This window comes from Catenulispora subtropica, assembly GCF_039531675.1.
GTDB lineage: Bacteria > Actinomycetota > Actinomycetes > Streptomycetales > Catenulisporaceae > Catenulispora > Catenulispora subtropica.
In genome coordinates, this window is the sequence record NZ_BAAAQM010000028.1 from 34,983 (window position 1) to 61,329 (window position 26,347).

General features: G+C 69.1%; 21 protein-coding genes, 1 other RNA gene and 1 pseudogene. 10 read left to right on the forward strand and 13 right to left on the reverse strand.

The genetic code is table 11. The features are described 5' to 3' along the window. Positions 1-86 precede the first annotated feature (86 nt). Together ABD466_RS23680 and ABD466_RS23685 are read left to right on the forward strand one after the other, a co-directional pair. A complete protein-coding gene (locus ABD466_RS23680; RefSeq protein ID WP_344659342.1) occupies positions 87-1,616 on the forward strand; it encodes a long-chain-fatty-acid--CoA ligase in 1,530 nt (509 codons plus the stop codon). A 64-nt stretch (positions 1,617-1,680) separates the two neighbouring features. Next, entirely contained in the window at positions 1,681-3,351 is a 1,671-nt protein-coding gene (locus ABD466_RS23685; RefSeq protein ID WP_344659343.1) for an MFS transporter, read from the forward strand. Here the strand turns inward: ABD466_RS23685 and ABD466_RS23690 are convergent. Genes ABD466_RS23690 through ABD466_RS23700 form a run of 3 tightly spaced genes read right to left on the reverse strand, consistent with a single transcriptional unit; the run spans position 3,339 to position 7,568 of the window. After that, entirely contained in the window at positions 3,339-4,277 is a 939-nt protein-coding gene (locus ABD466_RS23690; protein WP_344659344.1) for an alpha/beta fold hydrolase, read from the reverse strand. The two genes, ABD466_RS23685 and ABD466_RS23690, sit on opposite strands and share 13 nt — an antisense overlap. Continuing rightward, entirely contained in the window at positions 4,274-5,824 is a 1,551-nt protein-coding gene (locus tag ABD466_RS23695; protein ID WP_344659345.1) for a long-chain-fatty-acid--CoA ligase, read from the reverse strand. Before ABD466_RS23695 ends, ABD466_RS23690 begins: the two co-directional genes overlap by 4 nt. A 22-nt stretch (positions 5,825-5,846) precedes the next feature. Further along, positions 5,847-7,568, reverse strand: a complete 1,722-nt coding sequence (locus ABD466_RS23700; protein WP_344659346.1) for an aldehyde dehydrogenase family protein — start codon at positions 7,566-7,568, stop codon at positions 5,847-5,849. A gap of 170 nt (positions 7,569-7,738) precedes the next feature. Here ABD466_RS23700 and ABD466_RS23705 point away from each other — a divergent pair, with 170 nt between their 5' ends. After that, positions 7,739-9,052 carry a PucR family transcriptional regulator gene (locus ABD466_RS23705; RefSeq protein ID WP_344659347.1) on the forward strand — a complete coding sequence of 438 codons (1,314 nt, stop codon included), beginning with the start codon at positions 7,739-7,741 and terminating at the stop codon, positions 9,050-9,052. 27 nt (positions 9,053-9,079) lie between these two features. On the opposite strand, the gene ABD466_RS23710 is transcribed toward ABD466_RS23705, so the two are convergent. The 3 genes from ABD466_RS23710 to ABD466_RS23720 all read right to left on the reverse strand — a co-directional run bounded on the left by ABD466_RS23710 (position 9,080) and on the right by ABD466_RS23720 (position 13,678). Then, positions 9,080-10,465, reverse strand: a complete 1,386-nt coding sequence (locus ABD466_RS23710; RefSeq protein ID WP_344659348.1) for a GH12 family glycosyl hydrolase domain-containing protein — start codon at positions 10,463-10,465, stop codon at positions 9,080-9,082. A gap of 262 nt (positions 10,466-10,727) precedes the next feature. Further along, positions 10,728-12,458 carry a cellulase family glycosylhydrolase gene (locus tag ABD466_RS23715; RefSeq protein WP_344659418.1) on the reverse strand — a complete coding sequence of 577 codons (1,731 nt, stop codon included), beginning with the start codon at positions 12,456-12,458 and terminating at the stop codon, positions 10,728-10,730. Between the two features lie 230 nt (positions 12,459-12,688). Then, positions 12,689-13,678 (reverse strand): NAD(P)-dependent alcohol dehydrogenase, encoded by a 990-nt coding sequence (locus ABD466_RS23720; protein WP_344659349.1) that lies wholly within the window; start codon positions 13,676-13,678, stop codon positions 12,689-12,691. 120 nt (positions 13,679-13,798) lie between these two features. Here ABD466_RS23720 and ABD466_RS23725 point away from each other — a divergent pair, with 120 nt between their 5' ends. After that, a complete protein-coding gene (locus ABD466_RS23725) occupies positions 13,799-14,497 on the forward strand; it encodes a TetR/AcrR family transcriptional regulator (RefSeq protein WP_344659350.1) in 699 nt (232 codons plus the stop codon). 270 nt (positions 14,498-14,767) lie between these two features. On the opposite strand, the pseudogene ABD466_RS23730 reads toward ABD466_RS23725, so the two are convergent. Then, positions 14,768-15,793: pseudogene (locus ABD466_RS23730) on the reverse strand (glycosyltransferase 87 family protein); the annotation flags it as partial. 296 nt (positions 15,794-16,089) lie between these two features. On the opposite strand from ABD466_RS23730, the gene ABD466_RS23735 reads away from it, so the two are divergent. Beyond that, the gene (locus ABD466_RS23735) at positions 16,090-16,386 is read left to right on the forward strand and encodes a hypothetical protein (protein ID WP_344659351.1); all 297 of its coding nucleotides are present in this window, start codon (positions 16,090-16,092) and stop codon (positions 16,384-16,386) included. 76 nt (positions 16,387-16,462) lie between these two features. Here the strand turns inward: ABD466_RS23735 and ABD466_RS23740 are convergent, their stop codons facing one another. Continuing rightward, on the reverse strand, positions 16,463-17,086 hold the full coding sequence (locus ABD466_RS23740; protein WP_344659352.1) for a YegP family protein: 624 nt from the start codon (positions 17,084-17,086) through the stop codon (positions 16,463-16,465). 465 nt (positions 17,087-17,551) lie between these two features. On the opposite strand from ABD466_RS23740, the gene ABD466_RS23745 reads away from it, so the two are divergent. Continuing rightward, complete coding sequence (locus ABD466_RS23745) at positions 17,552-18,184, forward strand: hypothetical protein (RefSeq protein ID WP_344659353.1); 633 nt, start codon at positions 17,552-17,554, stop codon at positions 18,182-18,184. A 146-nt stretch (positions 18,185-18,330) separates the two neighbouring features. After that, on the forward strand, positions 18,331-19,800 hold the full coding sequence (locus ABD466_RS23750; RefSeq protein WP_344659354.1) for an SDR family NAD(P)-dependent oxidoreductase: 1,470 nt from the start codon (positions 18,331-18,333) through the stop codon (positions 19,798-19,800). Positions 19,801-20,168: 368 nt separating this feature from the next. Here ABD466_RS23750 and ABD466_RS23755 read toward each other — a convergent pair whose 3' ends face one another. Beyond that, a complete protein-coding gene (locus ABD466_RS23755; protein WP_344659355.1) occupies positions 20,169-20,426 on the reverse strand; it encodes a hypothetical protein in 258 nt (85 codons plus the stop codon). Between the two features lie 80 nt (positions 20,427-20,506). Between ABD466_RS23755 and ABD466_RS23760 the strand changes: the two genes are divergently transcribed. Genes ABD466_RS23760 through ABD466_RS23770 form a run of 3 tightly spaced genes read left to right on the forward strand, consistent with a single transcriptional unit; the run spans position 20,507 to position 23,124 of the window. Further along, the gene (locus ABD466_RS23760; protein WP_344659356.1) at positions 20,507-21,184 is read left to right on the forward strand and encodes a hypothetical protein; all 678 of its coding nucleotides are present in this window, start codon (positions 20,507-20,509) and stop codon (positions 21,182-21,184) included. A gap of 35 nt (positions 21,185-21,219) precedes the next feature. After that, positions 21,220-22,554 carry a nucleotidyl transferase AbiEii/AbiGii toxin family protein gene (locus ABD466_RS23765; protein WP_344659357.1) on the forward strand — a complete coding sequence of 445 codons (1,335 nt, stop codon included), beginning with the start codon at positions 21,220-21,222 and terminating at the stop codon, positions 22,552-22,554. Between the two features lie 21 nt (positions 22,555-22,575). Next, positions 22,576-23,124: a GNAT family N-acetyltransferase gene (locus ABD466_RS23770; RefSeq protein WP_344659358.1), complete on the forward strand. Its 549-nt coding sequence runs from the start codon at positions 22,576-22,578 to the stop codon at positions 23,122-23,124. 229 nt (positions 23,125-23,353) lie between these two features. On the opposite strand, the gene ssrA is transcribed toward ABD466_RS23770, so the two are convergent. The 4 genes from ssrA to ftsE form a co-directional block, all read right to left on the reverse strand. After that, positions 23,354-23,740: a transfer-messenger RNA gene (gene ssrA / locus ABD466_RS23775) on the reverse strand. Between the two features lie 202 nt (positions 23,741-23,942). Then, positions 23,943-24,428 carry an SsrA-binding protein SmpB gene (gene smpB, locus ABD466_RS23780; protein ID WP_344659359.1) on the reverse strand — a complete coding sequence of 162 codons (486 nt, stop codon included), beginning with the start codon at positions 24,426-24,428 and terminating at the stop codon, positions 23,943-23,945. A 27-nt stretch (positions 24,429-24,455) separates the two neighbouring features. After that, on the reverse strand, positions 24,456-25,394 hold the full coding sequence (gene ftsX / locus ABD466_RS23785; protein WP_344659360.1) for a permease-like cell division protein FtsX: 939 nt from the start codon (positions 25,392-25,394) through the stop codon (positions 24,456-24,458). A gap of 62 nt (positions 25,395-25,456) precedes the next feature. Next, a complete protein-coding gene (gene ftsE / locus ABD466_RS23790; protein WP_344659361.1) occupies positions 25,457-26,146 on the reverse strand; it encodes a cell division ATP-binding protein FtsE in 690 nt (229 codons plus the stop codon). Positions 26,147-26,347: the final 201 nt, after the last annotated feature.

Sequence of the window (26,347 nt, forward strand, 5' to 3'; positions counted from 1 at the left end):
CGGGATTCCAGACGATACTAAGCGGAAACATACCGGGCGGTCGGTCTGCGCGCGACAACCGCGGGGACCAGGAAGCGAGAGCGTCCATGACTTTCAATCTCGCGACGATGCTCCGCGAGGCGCGGCACACGGCGCCGGACAAGCCGCTGTGCCACAGTCGGGATGCGACGTTCACGTACGAGCAGATCGACGAGGCGTCCGGCCGGGTGGCCGCGGCCCTGCTCGCCCTCGGACTGGAGCGCGGCGACCGCGTCGCGGTCCAGCTGCCGAACCTGCCGGAGTTCCTGCTCTGCTACTTCGGCATCCTCAAGGCGGGGCTGATCCTGGTCCCGCTGAACCCGCTGTTGAAGGCTCGCGAGATCGCGTACCACCTGGAGGACTCGGGCGCGCGGATCCTCGTGACCTATGCCCCGCTCGCGGGCGAGGGCGTCGAGGCGGCCCAGACCGCTGACAAGGTGCCGGTCTACGCCGTCACCTTGCCCGGAACCGCCGACGTCCCGGCCGGAACCCTGCCCTTCGAAGACCTGCTGGACGCCGCCGACTCCGGCGACATCGCGCCCACCAACGCCGACGACACCGCCGTCGTCCTCTACACCAGCGGCACCACGGGCCGGCCCAAAGGCGCCGAGCTGACCCACTTCCAGCTCTACATGAACTGCACCGTGTCCGGGAACCTCTTCGGCATCCGCGAGGACGACGTCGTCCTCGCGGTCCTGCCGCTGTTCCACGTCTTCGGGCTGTCCAGCGTCCTGAACGTCGTGGTCCGCTTCGGCGGCACCCTGGCCCTGGTCCCGCGCTTCGAGATCACGCCGGTGCTGGACGCGATGGCCGAGCACCGCTGCACCATCTTCTCCGGCGTCCCGACGATGTTCTTCGCGCTCCTGCACGCGGACACCGCGCGGCACGACCTGTCCGCCCTGCGCGTCGGCTGCTCGGGCGGGGCCGCGATCCCGGGCGAGGTGATCCGCGCCTTCGAGGAGAAGTTCCCGGGCACGGTGATCCTGGAGGGCTACGGCCTGTCCGAGTCGGCGAGCACCACGACCTTCAACATCAGCGCCGAACAGCGCAAGGTCGGCTCGATCGGCAAGCCGGTCTGGGGCGTGGAGACCCGCGTGGTCGACGACGCGGACCGGACGCTGCCGCCCGGGCCGGAGCACGTCGGCGAGATCGTCATCCGCGGCCACAACATGATGAAGGGCTACTGGAACGATCCGGAGGCGACCGCCGAGGTGGTCCGCGACGGCTGGTTCCACACCGGCGACCTCGGCTACGCGGACGAGGACGGCTATCTCTACATCGTCGACCGCAAGAAGGACATGGTCATCCGCGGCGGCTTCAACGTCTACCCGCGGGAGGTCGAGGAGGTCCTCTACACCCATCCCGCGATCGCCGCGGCCGCGGTCATCGGCCGCGCCGACGAACGACTCGGCGAGGAGGTCGTGGCGTGCGTCGTGCTGAAGGCCGGCGCGCAGACCGACGAGGAGGAGGTCATCGCCTACTGCCGAGAACGGCTGGCCGCCTACAAGTACCCGCGCGAGGTGCGTTTTTTCAGCACCCTGCCGATGGGGCCGACCGGGAAGATCCTGAAGAAGGAGCTGCGGACGGCCGTGCAGTAGAACCCGCGATACCCGCACCACCCCAGGAAGACCGGTTTCTCCACCCGAAAAGAAGGAGTCATCTGTGTCATCCCCCAGCATCACCGCGGACGCCGCCCCGGCCGTCCTGACCCGCTTCTGGCGGCGCGACCTGGCCGCCTATCCGCAGTCCGCACGCCGGTACGCCTATCTGGCGATCGTCGTGCTGACCACGATCGTCCTGTACTACCTGCTCTACATCCAGTACGCGGTCGCGACGTCGATCATGACCCGCTACCACATGACCTTCACCTACTTCATCTGGATGTCGGTGATCGGCAACGCCGTCGGCGCCGCCTCCTCGCTGATCGCCGGCCTCGCCGACCGCTGGGGCCGCGCGAACCTCGTCGTGTACGGCCTGCTCGTGGCCGGCGTCCTGGTGCTGGCCCTGCCCGGCATGACGGGTAAGGGCGCCTTCCTGACGCTGTTCGTCGCGCTGTCGTTCGTCGAGGGCATCATCCTGGTGGCGACGCCGGCCCTGATCCGCGACTTCTCACCGCAGCTGGGCCGGGCCACGGCCATGGGCGCGTGGGCGATCGGACCGGTGGCCGGCAGCCTGGTGGTGACCACGGTGACGAGTCACACGCTGGACAGTTCCACGTGGCAGGACGAACTCCGCTACGCGGCCGTCAGCGCCCTGATCGTGTTCGTCATCGCGTTGTTCGGGCTGCGCGAGCTCTCCCCGCGGCTGCGCGACCAGATCATGGTCAGCATGCGCGACCGCGCGCTGGTCGAAGCCCGCGCCCGCGGCATCGATCCCGAGCAGCAGCTGACCGGCCACTGGCGGCAGATGCTGCACCCCGCCGTCGCCGGCCCGGCGTTCGCGGTCAGCGTGTATCTGCTGCTCTACTACGCGCTGGTCGGCAACCTGGTCATCTACTTCTCAGCGGTCTACAGCTACAGCGAGCAGCGGGCGAACGCGGTGGCCAACTGGTACTGGGCCGCGAACGCGATCGGCCTCATCGTCGCGGGCCTGGTGTCGGACCGGCTCAAGGTCCGCAAGCCCCTGATGATCGTGGGCTGTCTCGGCACCATCGCCACGACGGTGGCCTTCGCGGAGCTGGCGACCCGTCCCGCCACCGGCTACTACACCTTCGCCACCGTGTTCCTGATCGGCGGCGCCCTGGCCGGCGTGACCTACGCGCCGTGGATGGCGGCGTTCACCGAGACCGTCGAGGAACGCAACCCGGCCGCGACGGCCACCGGCCTGGCGGTGTGGGGCTGGATCCTGCGCGTCGTGGTAGCGGTGTCGGCGGCCTTCGTCCCGGTGGTGGTGACGTCGGTGACCCCGGTCGTCGACCACGGCGCCGAGGTCGCCGCCGCGAACGCGAAGGCCGCACCGGCACTGGCGATCATCGACGCCCACCCGGCGACCTTCGCCGAGCTCGCCAAGTACCCGCCGACCGCGATCCCGCCGGACGTCCTGGGCCGGGCCGTGGCCGCCGTCGGCGCGGCCGACCTGCTGAAGGTGCAGCAGGCCCAGCCCGACCTCGCCGTGCTGCGGGCGCACGGTCCCGAGGTCGCCAAGGCGGTCAAGGACGGACCGCACCAGTGGCAGACCTGGTGGTGGGTCACACTGGCCGGGCAGATCGTGTTCCTGCCGTTCGCGGCGACGATGCGCGGGCGGTGGAACCCGAAGCGGGCCCGCGAGGACGCCGAGGCCCACGAAGAGGCCGTCCAGCGTGAGCTCGCGAAGCTGGAAGCTCACAACGCCTGAAGGAACCTCAGCAGCGCCCCGGTGACCTCGTCGGGGCGCTCCTGCTGGACCCAGTGGCCCGCGCCCTCCAACCGGACGTTCTCCCGCAGGTCGGTGAGCACGGCGCCGAGGCGGTCCGCGCTCATGAACCGCGCGACCAGGTCCTCCGAACCGGTCAGGAACATCGACGGACAGTCGATCGTCCGGCCGGCCAGCGGCTCGGTGCGCTCCCAGGTGCGGTCCATGGCCCGGTAGTAGTTGAGGCCGCCCGTGAATCCTGTGCGCTCGAAGGTCCTGACGAAGACATCGAGTTCCGCTTCGGTCATGAAAGGACGCGGCGGCGACTCCTCGTCCGCGGCGGACTGCCACGCGGCGGCGTCGATGTCGTCGGACAGCAGGGTCCGGCGGACGTCGGCGTTCAAGACCGCGTCGGCGACGCCCGGCTCCTGGAACCACACCATGTAGAAGCCGTCGCCGAGGCGCTTGCGCAGGATCGGGATCGGCGGCGCCGGCGAGCGCGGCGTGATCGGGACGCTCAACCCGGCGACGGCCCGGACCCGGTCCGGGTGGGCCAGCGCCAGGTTCCAGACCGTGGAGGCACCCCAGTCGTGGCCGACGAACACCGCGTCGGCCAACCCGAGCGCGTCCAGCAGTCCGACGAGGTCCGCCGCCAGTGTCAGGGCGTCGTAGCCGTCAGGGTCCTCGGGACGCGAGCTGTCGCCGTATCCGCGCATGTCCGGGATCAGCACCCGGAAACCGGCCTCGGCCAGCGGATACACCTGATGCCGCCAGGAGAAGGCCAGCTCGGGGAAGCCGTGGCACAGGACCACCGCCGGGCCCTCGCCGTAGTCGACGACGCTCAGCTCGATGCCGTTCGTCGCCACGCGCCGCACCGGCAGCCGTTCCCAATCCGCGACCTCGGTGTAGCCCGCGGAGCCCGTACTCACGGCCGCTCCACCAACTCCCGCTTGAGGATCTTGCCGGTCGCCGTCATCGGCAGGCTGTCCCGGAACTCGACGATGCGCGGGTACTTGTACGCGGCCATCATCTGCTTGCCCCAGGCGACGAGCTCCTCGGCGGTGATCTCAGCGCCCGGATTCAGGATGACGAAGGCCTTCACCTCCTCGCCGTGGCTGTCGTGCGGGACGCCGACGACCGCCGCCAGGCTGACCGCGGGGTGCGTCATCAGCACCTCCTCGATCTCCCGCGGATAGACGTTGAAGCCGCCGCGGATGATCATGTCCTTGGTGCGGTCGACGATGTAGTAGTAACCGTCGGCGTCGCGGCGCCCGACATCGCCGGTGTGGAACCAGCCGTTCGCGTCGATCGCCTCGGCGGTGGCCTCGGGGCGGCCGAGATAGCCCTTCATCACGTTGTGGCCGCGGATGACGATCTCGCCGGGCTCGTCGGTCTCGCAGCGCGTCCCGTCCGGCCGGACGGCGTCCACCTCGACGCCCCAGCACGGCAGCCCGATCGAGCCCGGCTTGCGCGGCCGGTCGACCCGGCTGAACGTGGCGACCGGGCTGGTCTCGGACAGTCCGTAGCCTTCGAGGATCGGCACGTCGAAGCGCTCTTCGAACTGCTTCAGCACCTCCAGCGGCAGCGCCGAGCCGCCGGAGATGCTCAGCCGCAGGTTCGCGGCGATCCGCCGCAGGTCGAAGGTCTCCGCCTGCTCGCTGTGCAGCAGGGCCCAGTACATGGTCGGGACGCCGGCGAAGATGGTGACGCCCTCGCGCTCCATCAGCCCCAGCGCGGCGTCCGGGTCGAAGCGGGGCAGCAGCACCAGCGTCGCGCCGCTGGCGAAGCCGTAGTTCTGCGCCACCGTCTGCCCGAACGAGTGGAACAGGGGCAGCGTGACCAGGTGGACGTCGTCGCTGCTGACCCCGAACATCCGGCTCACCATCAGCGCGTTCTGCACCATGTTGCTGTGGGTCAGCTCCGCGCCCTTGGGGCGGCCGGTCGTCCCGCTGGTGTAGAGGACGACGGCCGTGTCGGTCTCCTGCGTCTGCACGGTGTCGAACGTCGGCGGCCGGCCCGCGGTGAACGCGGCGAGCGTGGTCACGTCCGGCTCGGACGCCTCGGCGCCGGCCGTGATCAGCACGAAGTGCTCGCAGCCGGGCACCGCGTCGAAGGCCGCCCGGCCGGCCTTGGCCATCGGCAGCTCCGGCGTGCCCTCGAAGCAGAAGTAGGCGACCGCCCCGGAGTCCTCCAGGTGATACGCGATCTCCCGCTCGGTGAGCAGCACGTTCAGCGGCACGATCGTCGCCCCGGCCTTCAGCGCGCCGTAGTAGACGATCGGGAAGTACGGCAGGTTGGGGCAGCTCAGCGCCACCTTGTCCCCGCGACCGACGCCGCGCGCCGCCAGCGCCCCGGCCACCTGATTGGCCGCCGCCTCGACCTGGCCGTAGGTCAGGCGCAGATCGCCGAGGACGACCGCGTCGCGCTCCGGCAGGTCCCGCGCCGTGTTCTCCAGCAGCACCGCAAGATTCAACATGCTTGATCCTCTTAGGTCCCGGTCAGCCGCGCAACGCGGAGATGAAGACGCCCGGCAGCGCCGACCAGCGGGGCCGGGCGGCGAAGCCGACAAGCCGCCGGCCGGTGGTCGCGGCGGTCTTGTTGCTGACGAACCACGGCGGCTTGGGCGACAAGCTGGGCTCGCCGTGCAGCAGGGCTCGGGGCGCGGGGCGGAACGGACCGCGCAGCACGGTGCGCTCCGGGGAGGCGAGCAGCACCGCGTTGTGGACCACGCCGATCCCGCTCTGGACGTCGTCGAGGGTGTGCCCGGGGAAGGCCCCCCAGGTGGCCGCGGCCGTCAGGTAGCCGACGCCGGTCCAGGCGTTGATGGTGACGGTGCCGTAGCGCAGGTCCGCGATCGCCTGGTCGAAGGCCGCGCCGAGCGCGGAGATGGTGCGCGGGTCGGCGATGACGTTGGCACCGAGGGTGCCGGTGAGGCGGTCGTTGGCGGTGCGCACGGCGGTGGCGAGGAACGTCCGCGCGTCGCCGGGCAGCTCCATGACGCCCAGCACCGGCCCGAAGTACTCGGTGGTGAGGGCGGGTTCGGAAGCCGTGTCGCCGGGGTCGCCGGGCACCGAGATCAGGACCCTGGAGCGGATCCGTTCGGCGTCCGGGTAGGCCTCGCACGCCTGCGCGACGCGATGGTCGCTCCCGGGGTAGTAGGCGGGTCGCGCGGGCGCCTTGGCGAGCGCGTCGCGTAGGTACTTCAGGAACGCGTCCTTCTGCGGCCAGTCGGAACCGACCACCACGATCTGCGAGGCGATGCAGTTGTAGCCGCCGTTGTGCAGCTTCTGGGTGGCCACGTGCTCGGCCTGGAACCGCAGATCGGCGTCGGACCACCGGCCCGGGACCACGATGGTCGGCGAGACGCCGCCGAGCTCGCTGGTGATCGGCTTGGTGAGCAGCGGGGTCCCCGCCGCCTTGCGCGCCGCGCCCTCCGCGCCGGTGCCCCAGACGATGGCGTCGTGGGTCAGGGCGCTGCCGGTCATGTGGACGTGGTCGACGAGGTCGTGCCGCACGAGGTAGGTGCCGACGTCGGCGCCGCCGCGGACGATCCGGACCAGGCCGGGTTCGATGAGCGGCGCCAGCACCTTCGAGAAGACGTCGAACAGCACGTCGGTCACCGGATTGAGCTTCAGCAGCGCCACGCGGTTGTTGGCGTAGAGCTCGTACAGCACGTCCAGCACCGGGATCGAGGTGATGTTGCCCGCGCCGAGCACCACGCCCACGCCACCGGGGCCGGCGGGGTCGCGCAGCGCCAGACCGGCCTGCTCCCGCACGGTCGCCTCGGTCACGCCCGGCGGCATCCACACCTCGGCGGTGAACCCGCTGAGCAGCAGCCGGTCGTATACGCCGTGCGGCAGGATCTTCACGGTGGTGCGGCCGCCGGGGGCCTTGCCGAAGCGGTAGCCGTCGACCGGACTGCGTCCGGCTTCGAGCGCCGCGATGCTCTGGGCGAGAACCGCCGTCGCGGTCAGGACCGCGTACGGGCCGCTGGTCCACTCCTCGCCCCGCAGCTGGCTGCCGTCGGGGAGCTGCTTATAGGTCGATGCGGCGGTCACCCAGGCTTCGGCGTTGGCGGCCGTCGCGGCGTGGATCTTCTGGATGAGGTCCCGGCGCTGCGCGAGACCGCAGGCCTTCCAGGCCCGGGCGCCGGAAACGAGCTCGGTCAGGGCCTGGTCGATCGTCGCCGCCTCGGCGGCGGGCAGAGTCGCGGTGCTCATGAGGCTCTCCAGTTGTGCGTCCGCCTTAACGTACAGGCAACTTGTCGTGCACTAAAGGAGATGCTTACGTAAGGTGAACGGCTAGTGCCATGGGCGCCGGGAGGGGGTTCCCGCGATCCAATTGTGCACCTGCACAAGACAAGCCGCCAACCACCGGTTACGATCGCGTCATGGCCAGCACCATGGACGAATCCGCCATATCGGCCTCGGCCGCGCGGGCCCGTCCGGCCGCCCGGCCGATGCCCACATCGACGCCCACATCGGCGTCCGCATCGGCGTCCCGGACGCCGTCCCGGCCGGCCGCTCGCCCGGCCGCGAAGTCGGCCGTCGGGCTGGTGGCGCGCCTGCTCGGCGACGTCGACCCCCTGGCCGACCAGCTCACCGACCAGATCTTCGAGGCCGAGCGCGGCTACGCCGAGCACGAGCGCGACAGCCATGAGCGGGTCCGCGTGGTCGTCCGCGACAACCTGCGCACGCTGCTCATGGCGCTGCAGGAGAACCCGGTCGCCCTGGACGCCGCCCGCGAGGCCGGCCGCATCAAGGCCGAACTCGGCATCCCCCTCCCGGCCCTCCTGCACGCCTACCGCCTCGGCGGCCGCTTCATCTGGGACCGCCTCCTCGCCGCCGCCACCGACGAGGGCGCCGCCACCGAGCTCCTGTACCTGGCCTCCGACATCTGGCAGATCATCGACGAGCACTCCAGCGCGGCCGCCGACTCCTACCGCACCACCGTCGAGGAACAGGCCCACCGCGACACAGCGGCCCGCGCCGCCATGCTGACCACCCTGCTCGACGGCACCGTCACCTCAGCCCCTCGTGCGGCAGAGATCGTCCGCGTCCTGCGCCTGGACCGCGGCGGCCCGCTCGTCGTGGTGAACGCCGAGATCGAACAGGACGACGGCCTGCCGCCGGGTACCGCCACGAAACTCCGCACCATCGGCGTCGCCTCCGAGTGGACCCGGCTCGCCGGCGCGACCGTGGGCCTGCTCTGCCTTCCGGGCGAACGCTCCCTGCCGAGCGCGGTGGACATGCTGAGCACCCTCGCCGCCACCCGCGTCGGCGTCAGCCGCCCGTTCCGGACTCCGGCGGACGCCACGCGCGCGTGGCGGGAGGCGCAGGTGGCGGCTCGCTGCCTGCCGACCGGTGCCCAGGGCGCGCACGCGTACGGCGAGGCACCGGTCGCGCTTCTTGTCGCGTCGGCGCCCGATGCGGCGGCGGACATGGCCCACTCGGTGTTCGCCGCACTCAACGGCCTTCCGCCGAGTGAGCACAGCACGCTTCTGGACACCCTGGACACGTGGTTCTCCGCTGGAGGCTCCACGAGTAAGGCGGCGGAGCTGTTGCACTGCCACCGGAACACGGTGCTCTATCGACTCAACCGCATCGGTGAGCTCACCGGACGGCATACCACTGATGCGGTGGGTTCGGCTGAGCTGTACGCGGCATTGCGGGCGGTTCGGCAGGGGGCTGCGACGGGCGATTAGCCTGGCGCGGGCAGGGGTCCTCCCTGATCAGCTGGCGGTACACGCCAGCGTGGGCGTGCCGTTGGTCCCCGAGTAACCGGCCTGGAACCCGAACGACGTATTACCTCCCGGCGCGATCACGCCGTCATAGGAAGCGTTCGTCGCGGTCTCGCTTTGACCGCTGCGGCTCTCGGTGGCGTTCCACACGTTGCTGATCGTCTGGTTACCGGACCACGTCCACGTGACCTTCCAGCCCTTGGTCGCCGCGGTGCCGTTGTTCGCGACGGTCACGGTGGCGGTGAAGCCGGTGTCCCAGCTGCTGCTGATGGCGTACGTCGCCGTGCAGCCCGAGCCTCCTCCGCCCCCGCCGGCGGTCGTCGCGGTGACGGCCGGGGACTGGGCCGAGACGTTGCCGGCCGCGTCGTAGGCCGCGACGGTGTACGAGTACTGCGTCGAGGCGGCGAGGCCGGTGTCCGTGAAGGTGGTGCCGACGGTGGTGCCGACCTGGACGCCGTCGCGGTAGACGCGGTAGCCGGCCACTCCCGTGTCGTCGCTGGAGGGTGACCAGGACAGCGCGGCGGTGGAGCCGGTCGTGCCGGTGACCGCCAGGCCGGACGGCACGGAAGGCGGGGTCGTGTCGCCGCCGGTGCCCTGCTGGCTCGCGGTGAACGAGAAGTTCGTCGTGGCCAGGCCCTGGCCGCCCTGCCAGATCTCGAATCCGGCCTCGGCGTCGATCAGGTAGTGCGCGGGGTTGATCGAGCCGCGGGCGACCGCGTCCTGGATCAGGGCCTTCACGTCCAGGTCGGTGACCGAGGTGGCGCCCGGGTTCAGGACATAGCTGATGATCTTCCACGAGGTCTGCTGGCCGGTCCACACGTTCCAGTTCCGGCCGGCGGCGGTCGACGTCCCGGTCTGCGAGCCGAAGGGCTGCACCCCGCCGCGGCTGTTGATCCAGATCATCACCTCGGTGCCGTCCGGCTGCCCCGAGGTGGTCGGCGTGGAGTTGAACCAGATGTCGTAGGCGACGTCATAGGCGCCGGAGCCGGGCTGCGTGGTGCTCCACGAGCTCGTCGCGCTGCCCAGCTTGCTCACCTGGATCGGCATGCCGCTGCCGGCGGTGCACAGTCCCCAGTGACAGCCCTTGTATATCGACGGGTACGTGGCGGGCGCGCCGCTCGTCGACAGGTTGAAGTCGGCAGTGCTCACCGACCACGCGGTGCCTCCGGTATAGGTGATGCACTGTTGCGCTGTGGAGTTCCACTCGTTGGCCTGGATCAGGTAGTCCCCCGCGGGGATGGTGCCGGTGGCGGAGCACGTGCTGGTGTCCGCGGGTGCGGCGCCGGCGCCGGGCGCGGCCAGAGCGGGCGCCGCCGCGGCGACGCCGATCGCCAGCGCCGTCACGGCCGCCCGGAGCCAGTGGAAAGGTCGGGACATCGGGTTGTCACCCCTTCGAGTAGGTCCTGCGAGGAGAGCGGGCTTGTCGCAGAAGCTAGCCAGGGAGCTGCGAACATCCAAGGAACCACCGGGCCGATCGGGGCGAAACGCAGGTCGGAGCGTCCATGCGCGCCGAAAGTTTCACGCCCGCCGTCGAACATCGTCGAATATCCGTCGAACATCGAGGTCAGCGCGGCCCCGATGCCAGGGCACGCGACGGCCGCCCCGCCGGTCCTTGCTCGCGGGGCGGCCGTGAGGTGGATCAGCTTGCTGAGCAGACCGGCGTCGGAGCCGGATTGCTTCCGGAGAAGCTCGCCTGGAAGCCGAAGGAGGTGTTGCCTCCCGCCGGGATCGCGGCGTTGAAACTCTGCGCGGTGAACGTCTCGCTCTGGCCGGAGCGGGTCTCGGTCGCGTTCCAACTGTTGGTGATCTGCTGGCTGCCCGGCCAAGTCCAGGTGACCTGCCAGGTGTGGGTGGGCGCGGTTCCGGTGTTGGTCACGGTGACCGTCGCGGTGAAGCCGTCGCTCCACGAGCTGTTCACCGTGTAGGAGGCGGTACAGCCGGCGTTGCCCGTCGTGCCCTGCGTCGTCGCGGTCACCGCCGTCGAGGCCGCTGACAGGTTCCCGGCCGCGTCGAAGGCTTTGACCGTGTAGCTGTAGGCCGTCGACGGGGTCAGGCCGGTATCGGTGAACGACGGGCTGGACGTGGTCCCGGCGAGCGTCGTGCCGCGGTAGACGTCGTAGCCGGTGACGCCCACATCGTCGGTCGAAGCGGTCCACGACAGCGAAGCGGAGGTGGAGGTGGTTCCGGTCACCGCGACGCGGGTCGGCACGCTCGGCGGCGTGGTGTCGGTGCCGCCGCCGGAACCGCCCGTGAAGCCCGGCGCCTTGATGGACGCGAGGTAGCCGTCCTTGACGGTGTCCACCGTCTGCCAGTCGCCCTCCAGGATCCCGCCGGTGTCACCGGAATCGGGGTTCCACGACCAGAAGGTCCACTGGTAGGAGTCGGCACCCGAGGTCGCCGTCGGGCGCAGGTATTGGACCAGAGCCTTGAGCCACACCTGGTCGGTCGTCGACGCGAGCGTCGTCCCGAACTCGCCGACCCACACCGGCGCCGTGTTCCCGTCGAAGAGGTAGCCCCAGTTCTTGCCCCAGATCCCCGGCATGTTCGCCGGGAACGACGGGTCGGAGAACCACGTCTGGCTCGCCACGCTGGTCGCGTAGTCATGAGCCGAGTAGACAAGCTGGTCGGCCACGTTCAACCGCACCGGATAGGTCCCCGCGCCCTGCAGGTTCCCGCCCCACCAGTACGAGCTGCCGTTGAAGGTCTGCACGCCTTCCACGAAGATCAGCAGGTGCGGATCGACCGCCAGCACGGCGTTCCCGGCCCGCTCGGCCGCCAGCCGCCAGTCGATCGTCGTGTCCCCGCATCCCCAGCAGGCCGGGTCGTGCGGCTCGTTGTGCAGGTCGATGCCCACCACCGCGGTGTTGCCCTGGTAGCGCGTCGCGAGCGCCGTCAGGTCGCTGATCCACGTCGACTCCGGCACCGCGGAGGTGTACCACAGCGCCGACTGCCCGCCGCTGTCCGGCCGGTGCCGGTCCAGGATGACCCGCAGCCCGATCGACCCGGCGTAGTTCACGATCTTGTCCATCACCTGCAGCGACGTGAGCCCCTGCAGGTCGGTGTTCATCTGGTAGAAGTTGATGCTGTTGGGCATCGTCCCGGGCTTGAAGATGTCGTCGCTGTACGGCAGCCGGATCGTGTTGTAGCCGAGCGACTTCATCTGATCCATCATGCTCTTGTAGTCGCGCGACCAAAGCCCGTGCGGCACGTAGTTGTTCGTCTCGAACCCGAACCAGTTGACCCCGGCGATCCGCACCGGCTGGTTGTTCGCGTCGAGGATCTGTCTGCCACTCGTGTGCCAGTAGCCCGTGCCGGCCGCGGCCGCGGCCGCGTTCGGTCTCGCGGCGGCGGCATGGCCGGTCACGGTCATGGTCACGGCGAGCACCCCCGCCGCGAACAGGGCCAGCAGGGTTCTGATTCCCTTCATCAAGCCTCCAGTGCTCCGATGGGTGATCGGTCGCGTTCACTACAGGCTCGAAGCGGTGGCGTGGCAATACGAAGACTGCGAGCGGAGCTCCGCCACGGGGCTCGTTTCCGAGGAAAGCACTCGTCAGGACGGTACTGACAGCCGTCAGACGGGGCACGTGCGCCGTGTAATTTTCATCCGCCGATGCTGACGACGACCTTGCCCCGGGCATGGCCCCGTTCTTGGTGGCGGATCGCTTCGGGCAACTCCTCGAAGGCGTAACTCCGGTCGATGACCGGGGTGACTTCGCCGTCCTCGATGAGCGTGGTCAGCGTGGTCAGCAGTTCCGGCTTCCGCCGGTGGCCGACGATGTCGGTGCCGACGACCCGCTGCTTGCCCAGCGGCGCCACCGCGACGGACGCGAGGACGTGCGTCATCGGCTGGAACCAGCGACCGGGCGGGCCGCCGACGACGACGAGCGTCCCCTCGGGGTGCAGGGCTCGGCGCCAGGCGCGGGTCGACGTGCGGCCGGCGAGGTCGACCGCGAGGTCGTGGCGAGGTCCGCGGGTGACGTCGCCGGCGGCGTGGTCGACGGCGTGCGCGGCGCCCAGGGACCGGACCAGGTCCAGGTTCCGCGCTCCGCAGACGGCCGTGACCTTCGCGCCGAGGGCGACGGCGATCTGGACCGCGTACGTGCCGACGCCACCGGACGCCCCGGTGATGATGACGTCCTGACCCGCCTCGATCCGGCCGTCGTCGCGGAGGGCCAGCAGCGCTGTCGCGGCGGCCATGGGCACCGTGGCGGCCTGCTCGTGGGTGAGGTTGCGCGGCATCGGCACCAGCTGGTCCTGCGGAACGCAGGCGTACTCAGCGAAGCCGCCCTCTTCCAGGAGCGCGTACACGTCGTCGCCGGGGGCGAAGCGCGTGACGCCGTCGCCGACCGCCTCGACCCGGCCCGCCAGGTCGCAGCCGAGCCTGCGCAACCGGGGCCGGGTCAGGCCCAGACCGCCGGGCACCAGGCGCGCGAGCATCGGCTCGCCTCTGAGGTGGTGCCAGTCGTAGGGATTGACCGAGGTGGCGTGCACCCGCACCAGCACCTCGCCCTCCGCCGGCGTCGGTGTTTCGCTGTCGACCAGCTCCAAGACGCCGGGATCGCCGAACCTGTGCCGCGTGAACGCCCTCATGATTCCTCCTTACAACGTAAGGTGACCTTACGGCGTAAGGTAGCCTTACGGCGTAAGGACGTCAACCGTCGGCCCGGCCCGGGCAGTACGATCGCGACGGAAGGGACGGATGACGCTGAGATGACCACCGAGACCGAGCAGGAGTCCAAGCCCCGCGCACCACTGACCCGGGACCGGGTCCTGCGCGCCGCCACCGCCCTCGCCGACCGCCAAGGCATCGACGCCGTGACCATGCGCGGTCTCGCCGACGAGTTCGGCGTGGAGGCGATGTCCCTCTATCACCACGTCGCCAACAAGGAGGACGTGCTCAACGGCGTCGTCGACGTGGTCATGGGCGAGATCCACGCGGCCGTGGGCGCCGTCGCCCCGCCGGAGGAACCGGCCGCCTGGAAGACCGTCCTGCGGGCCAGGATCCTGGCCGCCCGTGAAGTGTTCCTCCGGCACCCCTGGGCGCCGGCGGTGTTTCAGACCCGCACCGAGACCCCGCTGTCAGTGCTGGACTACTACGACTCCGTCCTGGCCCTGATGGACGCCGGCGGGTTCACCCACCAGCAGGCGCACCACGCCATGCACGCCCTGGGCAGCCGGGCGCTCGGCTTCAACCAGGAGCTCTTCACCCCGCCGGATCCCGGCGGCTCCCCCGACACATCCGCGCTCCAGGCCCTGGCCGAGCGGCTCCCCCACCTCACCGCCATGCTGAGCGACGTCGCCCACGACGACCCCGACAGCACGCTCGGCTGGTGCGACGACCAGGCCGAGTTCGAGTTCGGGCTGGACCTGCTCCTGGACGGGCTCGACCGGCTGGTCGGCCGCGGGTAGGCCGCGCCGGGACAGGGCGGCCCAGGCCACGAACGCCAGCGTCACCAGCATGTAGGTGTCGCCGATCAGGTTCTGCCACCAGTACCAGTGCATCTCGCGGCCCTGATTGACCGGCAGCAGCAGGAGCGGCCCCATCAGGAAGACCGCGATCAGCGCCCCGCCACCGGCGATCCGGGCGCGGGAGCCGGAGCGGATCACGCGGAAGGCGAGCGCCGGCAGGATCGGCGCGATCCAGACCCAGTGGTGGGACCACGAGACCGGCGAGATGAGCAGCTGGCAGGCGGCCACGACGACCACCGCGCAGGTCAGGTTGCCGGACGCCACGCAGCGCCGGGCACCGCGGTAGGCCAGGAGGACGACGATCACGGAGGCGACGAGCCAGACGTGCTCCTCGGGCTTCACGCCCAGGGCGAGGCGGTGCACGGCGCCGCGGATCGACTGGTTGGCGGCGTAGCCGAGGTCCCCGATGCGGGTCGGATCGTAGACGGTGCTCGTCCAGTAGGTCTCGGTGTCCCGTCGCGCGACCAGGAAGCTGAACAGCGTCGCCCCGGCGAAGGCGGCGGCCGCCGTCGCCGCCGCCCGCCACTGCCGCCGTGCGATGAAGTAGAGCAGGAAGACGGCCGGGGTCAGCTTGATCGCGGCGGCGACGCCCGTGAACACCCCGCGCGGGATCCGGGTCCGGGGCCCGAGCGTGTCGGCGGCGACCAGGCCCATCAGCAGCAGGTTGATCTGACCGTGCAGGAACGTGCTGCTGACCGGCTCGACGACGAGGACCGACAGCGTCAGCAGCACGGCCAGCCGGGCGTTCAGGGCCGGCAGGCCCCACGCCGCGCGCCGCTCGTGCCAGACCAGGGAGATGACCCAGGTCAGCGCGCCGAGCCCGGCCACGACCAGCAGCGCGGCCGCGGCGAGGTACCCGACCACGCCGAACACGCTGAAGACCACGGCCGCGAACGGCGGATACGTGAACGGCAGGTCGGGGCCCTGCAACGGCTTGGGGAACTGGGTGGCGTAGAGCGGCAGTCCCCGGATCCACGACAGGCCGCCGGCCCGGTAGACCTTCAGGTCGATGAGCGGATTGCCGCCCTTGCCCGCGATCAGCCCCACGCCGAACACCCCGGCGGCGGCCACCAGCCACCACCCGACCGACCGCCGCCGACTCCACGGCCTGGCCGAAGCCGTCCGCCTGCCGACCCACGCCGCAGCAGCACCCGCCACCATGCCCAGCCACTCCCTCTCGGCCGCCGGCACAGCGGCGGTACCCAGCCGAGCCGGGTCCGGCGCAGCAGGCATCATCAAGAAGGACGCGACGACGCCGACCCGATCGCAGGCCCAGCAGATGTGAATCCCCCATGAGCCGCGGCGGCGGAACCGGTCGTTCCGCGCCAGCGCGGCGCCAGGCTCTCAGCCGATCGTTAAGCGGAGCCGATCTCGAAGTGCCCGCGACTTGAACGGCATGGGGAGAACAGGGCGGCGGCCCGCTCCTCGACCTGCTCCCTCGAAGCACAGGGGGCGTGCGTGGTGCGTGCCGGGACCGGGCCGCCTTGCCCAGAGGAGTCGACGCGGCATGACGGCGATCGGGATCACAGCGCTTGACCGGTCGCGGCCTGGCGCGCCATCAGGCCGAGAGCCTGGAACATCTCCCCACGGTCATCCTCGACACCAAGGAACGCTTGTACCTCCATAGCCCCGGCGTCGAGGAGACCATCCTCCCCGCCACCCCCGGCCAGACCTTCCACTACCGCTACCGCAACCTGCGCCTCCTGATCGAAGGCCACGACCGCCTGTTCCTGGTGCCGGCCACCTGGTCCGCCAGCGACTCCACGACGGTCGTCCCGTTCGACGGCTCAGCTCGGCTGCAGTTCCAGTTCGTCAACGAGCGGCCGTGACAGCGGCGACGAGCCGGGGTCCTCCACACCTGGTGGGGGACCCCGGCCCGGCTTTCAACGCTGCTCAGGTCTCAGGTCACCGCGCACGCGCCAGCGCCTTGGTCCTGGTGGACGTGGCGCGTGTCGTGGTCGGGCGGGCCGGCCTGGCGGCGGTGCGGGCGCGGGTCGCGGCCGCTGTGCGCGCCTGGGGAGAGCGCGCCTGCTTGGTGCGCGCCGTGGTGGTGCGGGTGCGAGCCTGCGTGGTGCGGGTGCGAGCCTGTACGGTACGCGCCGCGCTGCGCGTCTGCGTAGCCCGCTTGGCCGAAGTCCTCTTCGGAGCCGCCTTCTTGACCAGCGGCTTCAGCGGGACCCGCTGGCTCGCCGTCCGTGCAGTGGCCCGCTTGGCGGGCTTCTTGGCCGCCGCCGTGACGGTCGTCCGCCGCTTGGCCGCGGCCGTGACCGTCGTCCGCCGCTTGGCCGCCGGGGTGACGACCGTGCGCCGCTTGGCAGGCGTCCGCTTCGGCACCGGCCGCTTCGTCGCCCTGGGTTTCTCGGTGGCGTCCTCTATCGACTTCACCGCGGTCTGGATCGACTTGATCGCATTCATCGCGGTGCGCTTGCTGGCATAACCGATGGACTTGGCGATAGCCGCCCCGTTTCCAGCGATCATCTCGAAGCTGTACTTGGCGCCACGTTTGCGAAGCACGAATTTGGTAGGCATCGCTGCCTCCTCACTGACGGCGTCGACCGGCGGTCGAACGTGATCCGTGACTCAACGATCACATTCCTGCAAGAACGGCGCATCACCTCACCCCGCCTTTCCACCTCGCAACGTCCCCGGCAAACGAAGCGCGATCCGTATCAGAGGAAAGAAGAGCACAGAGATACCGGCCCCCGCGACCGGAATCCTTTATCCCACAGGCGATTCCCGTACTAGATCAGGAGTCTGAGAAAAATTCCCGGCCCCGTCGGCGCCCCCGTCCCGGTACCGCCGACGACCCACATGGACGTTCATTCCATTGGAGTATTCCGACTGGACCGACCGCCCGACCAGGCTCGAACACGCCTACGAGTCCGAGCCTCTGTGCCCCTCGCGGCAGCGGTGCCACCGGCTGGTACGTTGCCGTGTGGGTCCGGCGATCAACCAGTGACGCCGGACAACGCATGGGACATGGGGGATCCGCACGTGGACGACGAACTGATCACCGACTCCGACGACGACGAGGACGAGGAACCGACGAGCATCGTGGCGGTCTGCCCGATCTCCCCAGAACTCGCCGCGCAGATCTTCTCCATGGCCGAGCTCGACTGGACAGATCCCGACGCCACCAAAGCCGCCATGACCGCCGCGGGCTGGACCTCGACCGGCGACTATCTGGGGGAACTGGGCGAGAGGGCCTACACGCCGGCCGGGCACCTGGTGTACGGCGACGACTGCCTCGCGATGCCGTTCGCCTACGACTTCTGGATCCACCCCGACGGGGCGTGGACGGAGGACGTCTGGGCTGACCAACCAGGCTGGCACAGCCTCGTCGACCCGCCGCCCGGGACCGTCGCCGCACAACTGGAGGCGGTGGTGGCCACGTTCACCGAGCTCATGGGCCCCGCGGATCACGACGTGACCCACGAGCCCCGCCCGGAGTTCAAGTACCGGTGGCGCTACCGGGCGTGGCGCCGCGGTGACAACGTCGTGGTCGTATCCCCTGGCCTGGACCCTCATTCCTACTCGCAATTCGTGCACCTTCTCGTGCAGATCCGATCCCTGCCGTCGACCGCTCCGTTCCCCGCCGGCCGGGACCTGCCGAACTTCTCCTGGTGAGTGCGGCTGCGCCGATCGCCGTCATCGGCGTCGGCGCCACAACCAGCTGAGGGCGATTCCCCAGCCGATCAAGCCGGGGCCGACCACAGATCGGGACCGGTTAGAGTTGATCGGATTGCCCGATCCCAGAAGAGAGTCCGCAGGCGATGAACGCAGGACCCGACGTGACCGAAGCCGCCGAGTCCCACCCCGGTATAGACCCCGAACGCATGCGCCTGGTGTTGGAGGTGCTGGCCGAGCTCAGCGAGTTGCCGCTGGACCACCCTCAGGCGATCGAGCTGCGGAGGGCGACCAGCGACGTCTATCGCGAGGTCAAGCAGCGCCGCCGTCAGGAGCGGCGGGCGGCGAAGACCCAGAACGACCGCGTCGTCACCGAGCGCACCGCGACGGGTGCCGCGACCCGCATCGACGACGAGACGCAGGGCCTGCGACTCACCAGCGTCGTGACGGGAGCCATCGCGGGGGTCCTCGAGCGTCCGCGCTCCTGCTACGTCTGCAAGACCCGCTATGTCGAGGTCGACGCGTTCTACCACCAGCTGTGCCAAAGCTGCGCGGCGGAGAACCGGGCACGCCGCGACGCACGGGTCGACCTGCGGGGCCGCCGCGCGCTGCTGACCGGCGGGCGCGCGAAGATCGGGATGTACATCGCGCTGCGCCTGCTGCGCGACGGCGCGCACACCACGATCACCACGCGCTTCCCCCAGGACGCGGTCCGCCGCTTCACGGCGATGCCGGACAGCCACGAGTGGCTGCACCGCCTGCACATCGTCGGCATCGACCTGCGCGACCCGTCCCAGGTCATCGCCCTGGCCGACGAGGTGAGCGCCGCCGGCCCGCTGGACATCCTGATCAACAACGCCGCGCAGACGGTGCGCCGCTCAGCCCACGCCTACAAGGAGCTGATCGACGCCGAGGACACGCAGCCGACCGGCCAGCTGCCCAGCGTCACGACCCTCGGGCGCTTCGACCTGAGCCGCCAGCCGATGCTGCCCACGCAGGGCGGCCCCCGCCGCGAGAAGCTCAGCGCGCAGGCGTTGACCGCGCTCGCGCTGACCTCCGGTTCCGCCACCCCCGCACTGATCGAGGCGGGCACCGCGATCGACGCCGGCGGCCTGGTCCCGGACCTGGACGACTCCAACAGCTGGAGCCAGAAGGTACAGGAGGTGGACCCGATCGAACTGCTGGAGGTCCAACTCTGCAACGTGACGGCGCCATTCATCCTGGTCAGCCGACTCCGCGCGGCCATGGCCGCATCGACCTCCCGCCGCAAGTACGTGGTCAACGTCTCCGCGATGGAGGGCCAGTTCGGCCGCGGCTACAAGGGCCCCGGCCACCCCCACACCAACATGGCCAAGGCCGCCCTCAACATGCTGACCCGCACCAGCGCCCGGGAGATGCTGGAACAGGACGGCATCCTGATGACGGCCGTGGACACCGGATGGATCACCGACGAACGCCCCCACCCGGACAAGATGCGGCTGCACGACGCCGGCTTCCACGCCCCGCTCGACCTGGTCGACGGCGCGGCACGCGTCTACGACCCGGTCGTCCGCGGGGAGGCGGGCGAGGATCTCTTCGGGGTCTTCCTCAAGGATTACCGGCCGCATCCGTGGTGAGGGGCCACCGGTCGCCCCCCGCCGTGTTTACCCTGCCGTCCTACCCGGCGATCCTGACGCTCTTGGGCCTCACCGTCCGCTGGTTCGGCGACGCCGCGGTGATGATCCGGGCGGTGGAGGCGGCCGGCGTTGTGCTCGGGTTGTTTCCTGCTGCTGTGGCTGTTCACCGATACCAGCCTCGGAGATCTGAGGTTCGCCGGACTCATCGGGCTCACGCTCGGCGCGCAGAGCTGGGATCAGTGGTTGATGGGTTCGCCGCAACATGGGGAATCACGACGGTCTGGGGCGTAGTACAGCTGCTCCGCGGCGGGTTGAAAAGCCGGATCCCGCTCGGACAGTACCTGACCGCGGGCACCATGGTCACCCTGCTATGGCCGTAAACGTTCCTCGGCACGAGACCAGGACAGGCCTGGACATCCGACCGCCGCCTCATTGTAGAGCCCGAACATCCCGGCCGGGATTTCTCCGGCCGCGTCCCCAATACCCGCACTGGCCCCACCGGAAAACAGGTCATCCAGCGGCGCGGTAATCGTGGACATGACGGCGGACGCGGGTGCTGACAGCAGCACAATCCCCAACAGCAGTGCGCCTGCCGCGCCAGCGGCGATCCGGCTGGTAAGCGCCATCGGATTCTCCTGTTTGTCGGTCGAAAGCCCGGCTGGAAAACCGCAGCGTGACAGGGCTGAGAGCGTGAGACGATCGCGGCGTGAACCACGTCGCGACCACCCTGCCGAGTGCCCGGCTCGAGAGCTTTCGGGGCGATTTCGAGATCCATGTGACGGTGCCCGCCAAGGACGCCGAGCTGGACCGTCTGGCTGCCTGGGCCGCCCGACGCGCGGTGAAGTTCACGCACATCGTGTTGGCGCGCGGCTCGATGCCGTCGCAGCCGATGCTCACGATCCGCGTCTCCGGGATGCTCGACGCAATCTGCTCGCGGGCCGAAAGCATGACCGCCGACCTGCTCAATGAAGGCTTCACCGTCAGCCGGGTCAAGGTCGAGGCCGCGCCGTACGCCACTGGCGTCCCAGCGACCAACGCCGAGGCCGCCGGGTCTTCCGACGGCATGTATTTCGAGCATCACGTCAAGCTGCTGCTGGAGCCGGCATACGACGAGGCCGCACTCGCAGCGTCCGTGATCTCGCACGGAGCGCACCTGTCGCGCAACGCCCGCAGGCTACGCGACGACGGCCGTGCCGAGCGCTTCGTCACCCAGCGCTGCCGAGGTGTCGGCAGAGTCGAGGCGGGCGAGCGATTGGAGGCGCTGACTGGGGTGCTGGTCGATGTCGGGCTGGACGTCGTGTCGGTCGAGCGCGAGTACGTGGTCTACGACAGCGCCCCGGCTGTGGATGCTGGCTGGATCGACGAGGAGTGCGTCAGGTCGTGACAAGTTCAATGAGTGTTGACGGGGAGGAAAGTCCTGTGACATGGGGCGAGCTCGGCAGAGGGTGGTGGCGGCTGGGCAAGACGCCGCAGGTGCCGTCCACTCCGCTGACTGAGGGCATCCGCCGGGGCAACCACTATCCCGCGACGATCACCACCGTCGCGGCCGGGGATGTGACCCAGCACCTGGTATTCGATCCGTCGATGAAGCAGCACGAGGTCGCACTGCGGGCAAGTGAGCCACAGTTCGCCGACCGGACACAAGGTGCACGCTGGTACGCTGCCCGCCGCACCGCGACCGCCGCGGTGCTGTCGGCCGTCGCGGACAGCGAGTTCTCGAACCACCTGGTGTTGCGCGGCAGCATCCTGCTCAAGACGTGGTTCGGCGAAGCGGCGCGAGAGCCAGGCGACCTGGACTTCGTGATCGACTCCGACCACTGGAAACTCACCGACCCGCGCACCGACCGGCTCTTCGACGAGATCGCCCGCGGCGCCGACGACGCCTCCCGGCGCGACGACGTGGTCCGCATCGATGCTTCAGCCGCGCTCAGCGACGAGATCTGGACCTACGACCGGGTCCCGGGCCGGCGGCTCGTCCTGCCTTTCAAAGCCGACGGCTGCCCGGAGGGGAGTATTCAGCTCGACTTCGTCTTCGGGGAACTCCTTCCGGAGCCGCCGCAGCCGATCGAGATAGCAGCCGACGGCGGCGACCCGGTGATTCTCCTGGCTGCCACACCGGAGTTGTCGCTGGCGTGGAAGCTCCTCTGGCTTGCCTCCGACATGTATCCGCAAGCCAAGGACCTTTACGACGCGGTACTGCTCGCTGAATCCACGCCGTTGCGCTACGAGTTGCTGCAAAAGACGTTCGTGGCGGCCGACGGCCACTACTGCGGCCAGCCTGTGACCATGGAAACACTCCGGACCGAGATCGACTCTGTCGATTGGACCGCACTCCGGGCGGACTACCCGCACTGGGAGCTGAGCGAGGATGCCTTGCGGCAGCGACTACTCGCCGCTGTCGGCCCGACCTTCGCTGATACAGACATTCGCGGTACCGACTACCAGCAGCGCGTCCGGTGGCTGACGCCGCTGATCGAACGGTGCCGCAGGATTCGAAGCGAGGCGGGGATCGAGAAGATGCACGCTGCGATGATCAGCAGCGGTGCACGGTTCATCGAAGCCATCGTCATTGCGCGCGAAGTCGATGGGGCGGAGAACATCTCCATCGAGGACGCAGCAGATCGAGTCTTGGCGACGCAAACGTGGCAAGAGTGGGCCAACGGACTGCTGCGGCGTAATCCCAAGTGGGTCGCCGATGCGATTGAGGCCGTACGGGCCGCGGAGACCTCCGTCTCTCCCAGCCCCGACGAGTAGGTGTGCGATAGGTTGCCCGCTATGGCTGAGATCGGACACATCGCCTGGCCGCCTGCTCCGATCATCACCAAGCGGCTCGTGCTTCGCGCTTCTGAGGCTCGGGATCGCACGGCGTTCATCGAGCTGTTCGCCTCGTCAGAGGTACGCGCCTACCTCGGAGGCCCCCGACCGCGTGACGAACTTGAGCACGCGATGCCGGAGGTAACTCGGCGGCACCCCGGCGTCTTTGTGATCGCTCTCGATGGGGCGATGATCGGTACGATCACCGTCGATCGGCGCGACACGGAGCGTCCGGGCGATATCCGTTCGGACGCTGGGGAGATCGAACTCAGCTACATGTTGTTGCCTCGCGCTTGGGGACGCGGGTACGCCGTCGAGGCGTGTGCAGCGGCACTCGACTGGGTTGCCGATGAGGTGCCCGGCGAGCCGGTGGTGCTTTGCACCCAGACTGCGAACGGCAGTTCAATGCGCGTTGCGGCGAAGTTGGGGTTCACGGAAGTGGCGCGGTTTGAAGAGTTCGGCGCCGAGCAGTGGTTCGGCGTATGGTTCTCGGCTGCAGCGTCTGGTTGAGTTCGTGCTCACCTGCGCCGCCGTGCAACCTGTGCTGCGTAGCCGTGTGACTCGGTCGAGGCTGATCCCGAGCATCCGCGTGATGACGGCGGCGGAAAACCGCGATCGAAACGACGTCTCGATGCAACGCCTATTTCGAGAATTCCTCCATGAGAAATTCCGTCTGGCCTGGGCAGGAACGCCCTGAAATGCAAAAATGCCGCCCGACAAAAGTCGGGCGGCATTGTGCTGGTGGAGCCGGCGGGAATTGAACCCGCGTCCATCGGCGACTTGCCAGGGCTTCTCCGGGCGGAGCCTGTGTTCGCTTTTCTCAGCCCCGGCAGTCTCACAGGCACGCTGCTGACAGGCTCAGCCACATTGATGTCCCGTCGGGCCCTGTGGCCGTGCTCGACGGTGGATCCTCCTAGCGATGTCTTACCGGGCCGGAGGCGCTCCCGGGTCGACAGAAGTCATTACCTGATCAGTGGATCAGGCGGCGAGGCCGTAAGCGGCCTGCGACTTCAGCTGCGTCTTGTTGGCAGTTATTTTTTGTGCAGCGTATGGTTAACGAGATCATCGCTGCTTCCTCGGCCCGCTTCCCCTGCCAAAACGTCCGATGTCGAAACCGTTCGGCCCCTTGTCGGACGACTTCTGGTCGGAAACGTTGGTTTCTCTGACGCTTAGTCGTCTCTGTTCAGTTGTCAAACTGTCGGCTCCGGTTTCCCGGGGCCGTGATCCAAGCGTAGCGGGTCCGGCTGGGAGACTCCAGCGGGTTCGCCGTGGGCGGACGGTGGCGCGGGGCTTGTCCCGGGCGTCGCCGTCCTGGTGGTTACAACAGCTCAGCCGCGGCGGTTGTTCCGCTTGAACGCCGCTGCCATGGCGCGTTCGGCTTCGCGCTTGTTCTGGCGTTCCATCAGGGTCTGGCGCTTGTCGTACGTCTTCTTGCCGCGGGCCAGGCCGATCTCGACCTTGACCTTGCCGTCCTTGAAGTACATCTCCAGGGGGATCAGGGTGAGGCCGGTCTCCTTGGTCTTGCCGATGAGTTTGTTGATCTCGGCGCGGTGGAGGAGGAGCTTGCGGTTGCGGCGGGGGGCGTGGTTGGTCCAGGTGCCCTCCGCGTACTCGGCGATGTGGACGCCTTGGAGCCAGACTTCGGCGTCCTTGATGACCGCGTAGCCGTCGACGAGGCTGGCGCGGCCCGCGCGGAGGGACTTGACCTCGGTTCCGGTCAGGGAGATGCCCGCTTCGTAGGTGGCCTCGATCTCGTACTCGTGGCGCGCCTTCTTGTTGCGGGCGATGACCTTCTGGCCTTGTTCCTTCGGCATGGGGTTCATTATCCCCGATGAACGGTTCTAGACCTTCAGGTATTTCCGGAGGGACAGGGCGCTGGCGCCGACCGCCATCACCAGGCCGACCGGGACCAGGATCAGGACGGTCAGGAGGACCTTGTCCCAGCCGATGAAGCTGGTGAAGGTGAAGCTGGGGGCCAGGACGCGGTCGATCAGGAAGAACTTGAAGCTGGCCACGCCCAGCGCCGCCACCGCGACGCCGCCCAGGCCGGCCACCGCGCCCTCCATCAGGAACGGCAGCCGGATGTAGAAGTTCGACGCTCCGACCAGGCGCATGATGCCGGTCTCCCGCCTTCGGCTGAAGGCCGACAGCCGGACCGTGTTCACGATCAGCATCAGGGCCAGTCCGACCATCACGATCGCCACCGTGCTCGCCGAGACGGTGAGGCCGTTGAACAGTTTGAACAGCGGTTTGAGGATCGTCTTCTGGTCCGCCACCGCCTCCACGCCCTGCTGCCCCTGATAGGTGCTGCGGATGGCGTCGATGTGCTCGGTGGTGGGGTCCTTCAGCTTCACCCGGAGCGAGGCCGGGATCTGGTCCGGGCTCACGTAGGCCGTGATCTGCGAGGCCTCGTTGGCCTGGGAGCCGCCGGACTGGTTCTTGTAGCGGGCGTAGGCCTCGGCCTGGGTCTCCGGGAACACGGTCTGCACCAGGGGATCGGCCTTCAGGTCCGCCTGCAGCTCGTCCATGCGGGTCTGCGCGGTCGGTCCGCTGGCGCAGGTGGTCGGGTGCAGCGTCGTGTCGTCCTTGGTGCACAGGAAGACCGACACCTCGACCTTGTCGTACCAGTAGTCCTTCATGTAACTGGTCTGGAACAGCATCAGCAGCGCGACGCCGAGCATTCCGAGGGCCACCGCGGCGGAGACGATGACCGCGATGGTCATGGTCAGGTTGCGGCGCAGGCCGATGAAGATCTCGGAGAAGACGAATTGGGCTCGCATGGTCGGTCGGGGGCTCCTACCTGAGTTCTGCTGAAAGCTTCCGGAGTGCGGGGACGGGTCGGCTAGCGGACGTAGCCGTACACGCCGCGGGACTGGTCGCGCACCAGGTTGCCGCCGTCGAGCTCCAGCACGCGCCGGCGCATCTGGTTCACGATGGCCTGGTCGTGGGTCACCATCACCACGGTGGTGCCGGCCCGGTTGATCCGGTCCAGCAGCTTCATGATGCCGACCGAGGTCTCCGGGTCCAGGTTTCCGGTCGGCTCGTCGGCGATCAGCACCATCGGCCGGTTGACGAACGCCCGCGCGATGGCCACGCGCTGCTGCTCACCGCCGGAGAGCTCGTTGGGGAACCGGCCGCCCTTGCCGCCCAGGCCGACCAGGTCCAGCACCTCCGGCACCGCCTTGCCGATGGTCGGCCGGGACTTGCCGATGACCTCCAGCGCGAAGGCCACGTTCTGCTCGACGGTCTTGTTCGGCAGCAGCCGGAAGTCCTGGAACACCGTGCCGATCTGCCGGCGCAGCTGCGGGATCTTCCAGTTGGACAGCTTGGACAGGTCCTTGCCGGCCACGTACACGCGGCCCGTGGACGGCCGCTCCTCGCGCAGGATCAGTCGCATGAACGTCGACTTGCCGGAGCCGGAGGAGCCGATCACGAAGACGAACTCGCCGCGCTCGATCTCCAGGGAGATGTCCCGGAGAGCGGGCCGGTTCTGGTTCGGGTAGGTCTTGGAGACCTGGTCGAATCTGATCATGCTGGGATCGCCTCCGTCATAAGCACATCGGCCGGGAGGCCTGCGCGGGCACTTATGCGTACGCTCGGTCGTAGTGTCACAGTAGAGATGACAGTACACGCCGGAAGTAGGGGTTCACGGCCCCTTCGGCCGGGAACCACAATCCGCACCGGCTTGGAGCAGGGACGGAACATAGTGCCGAATACAGGAGGTGAGGCGGCA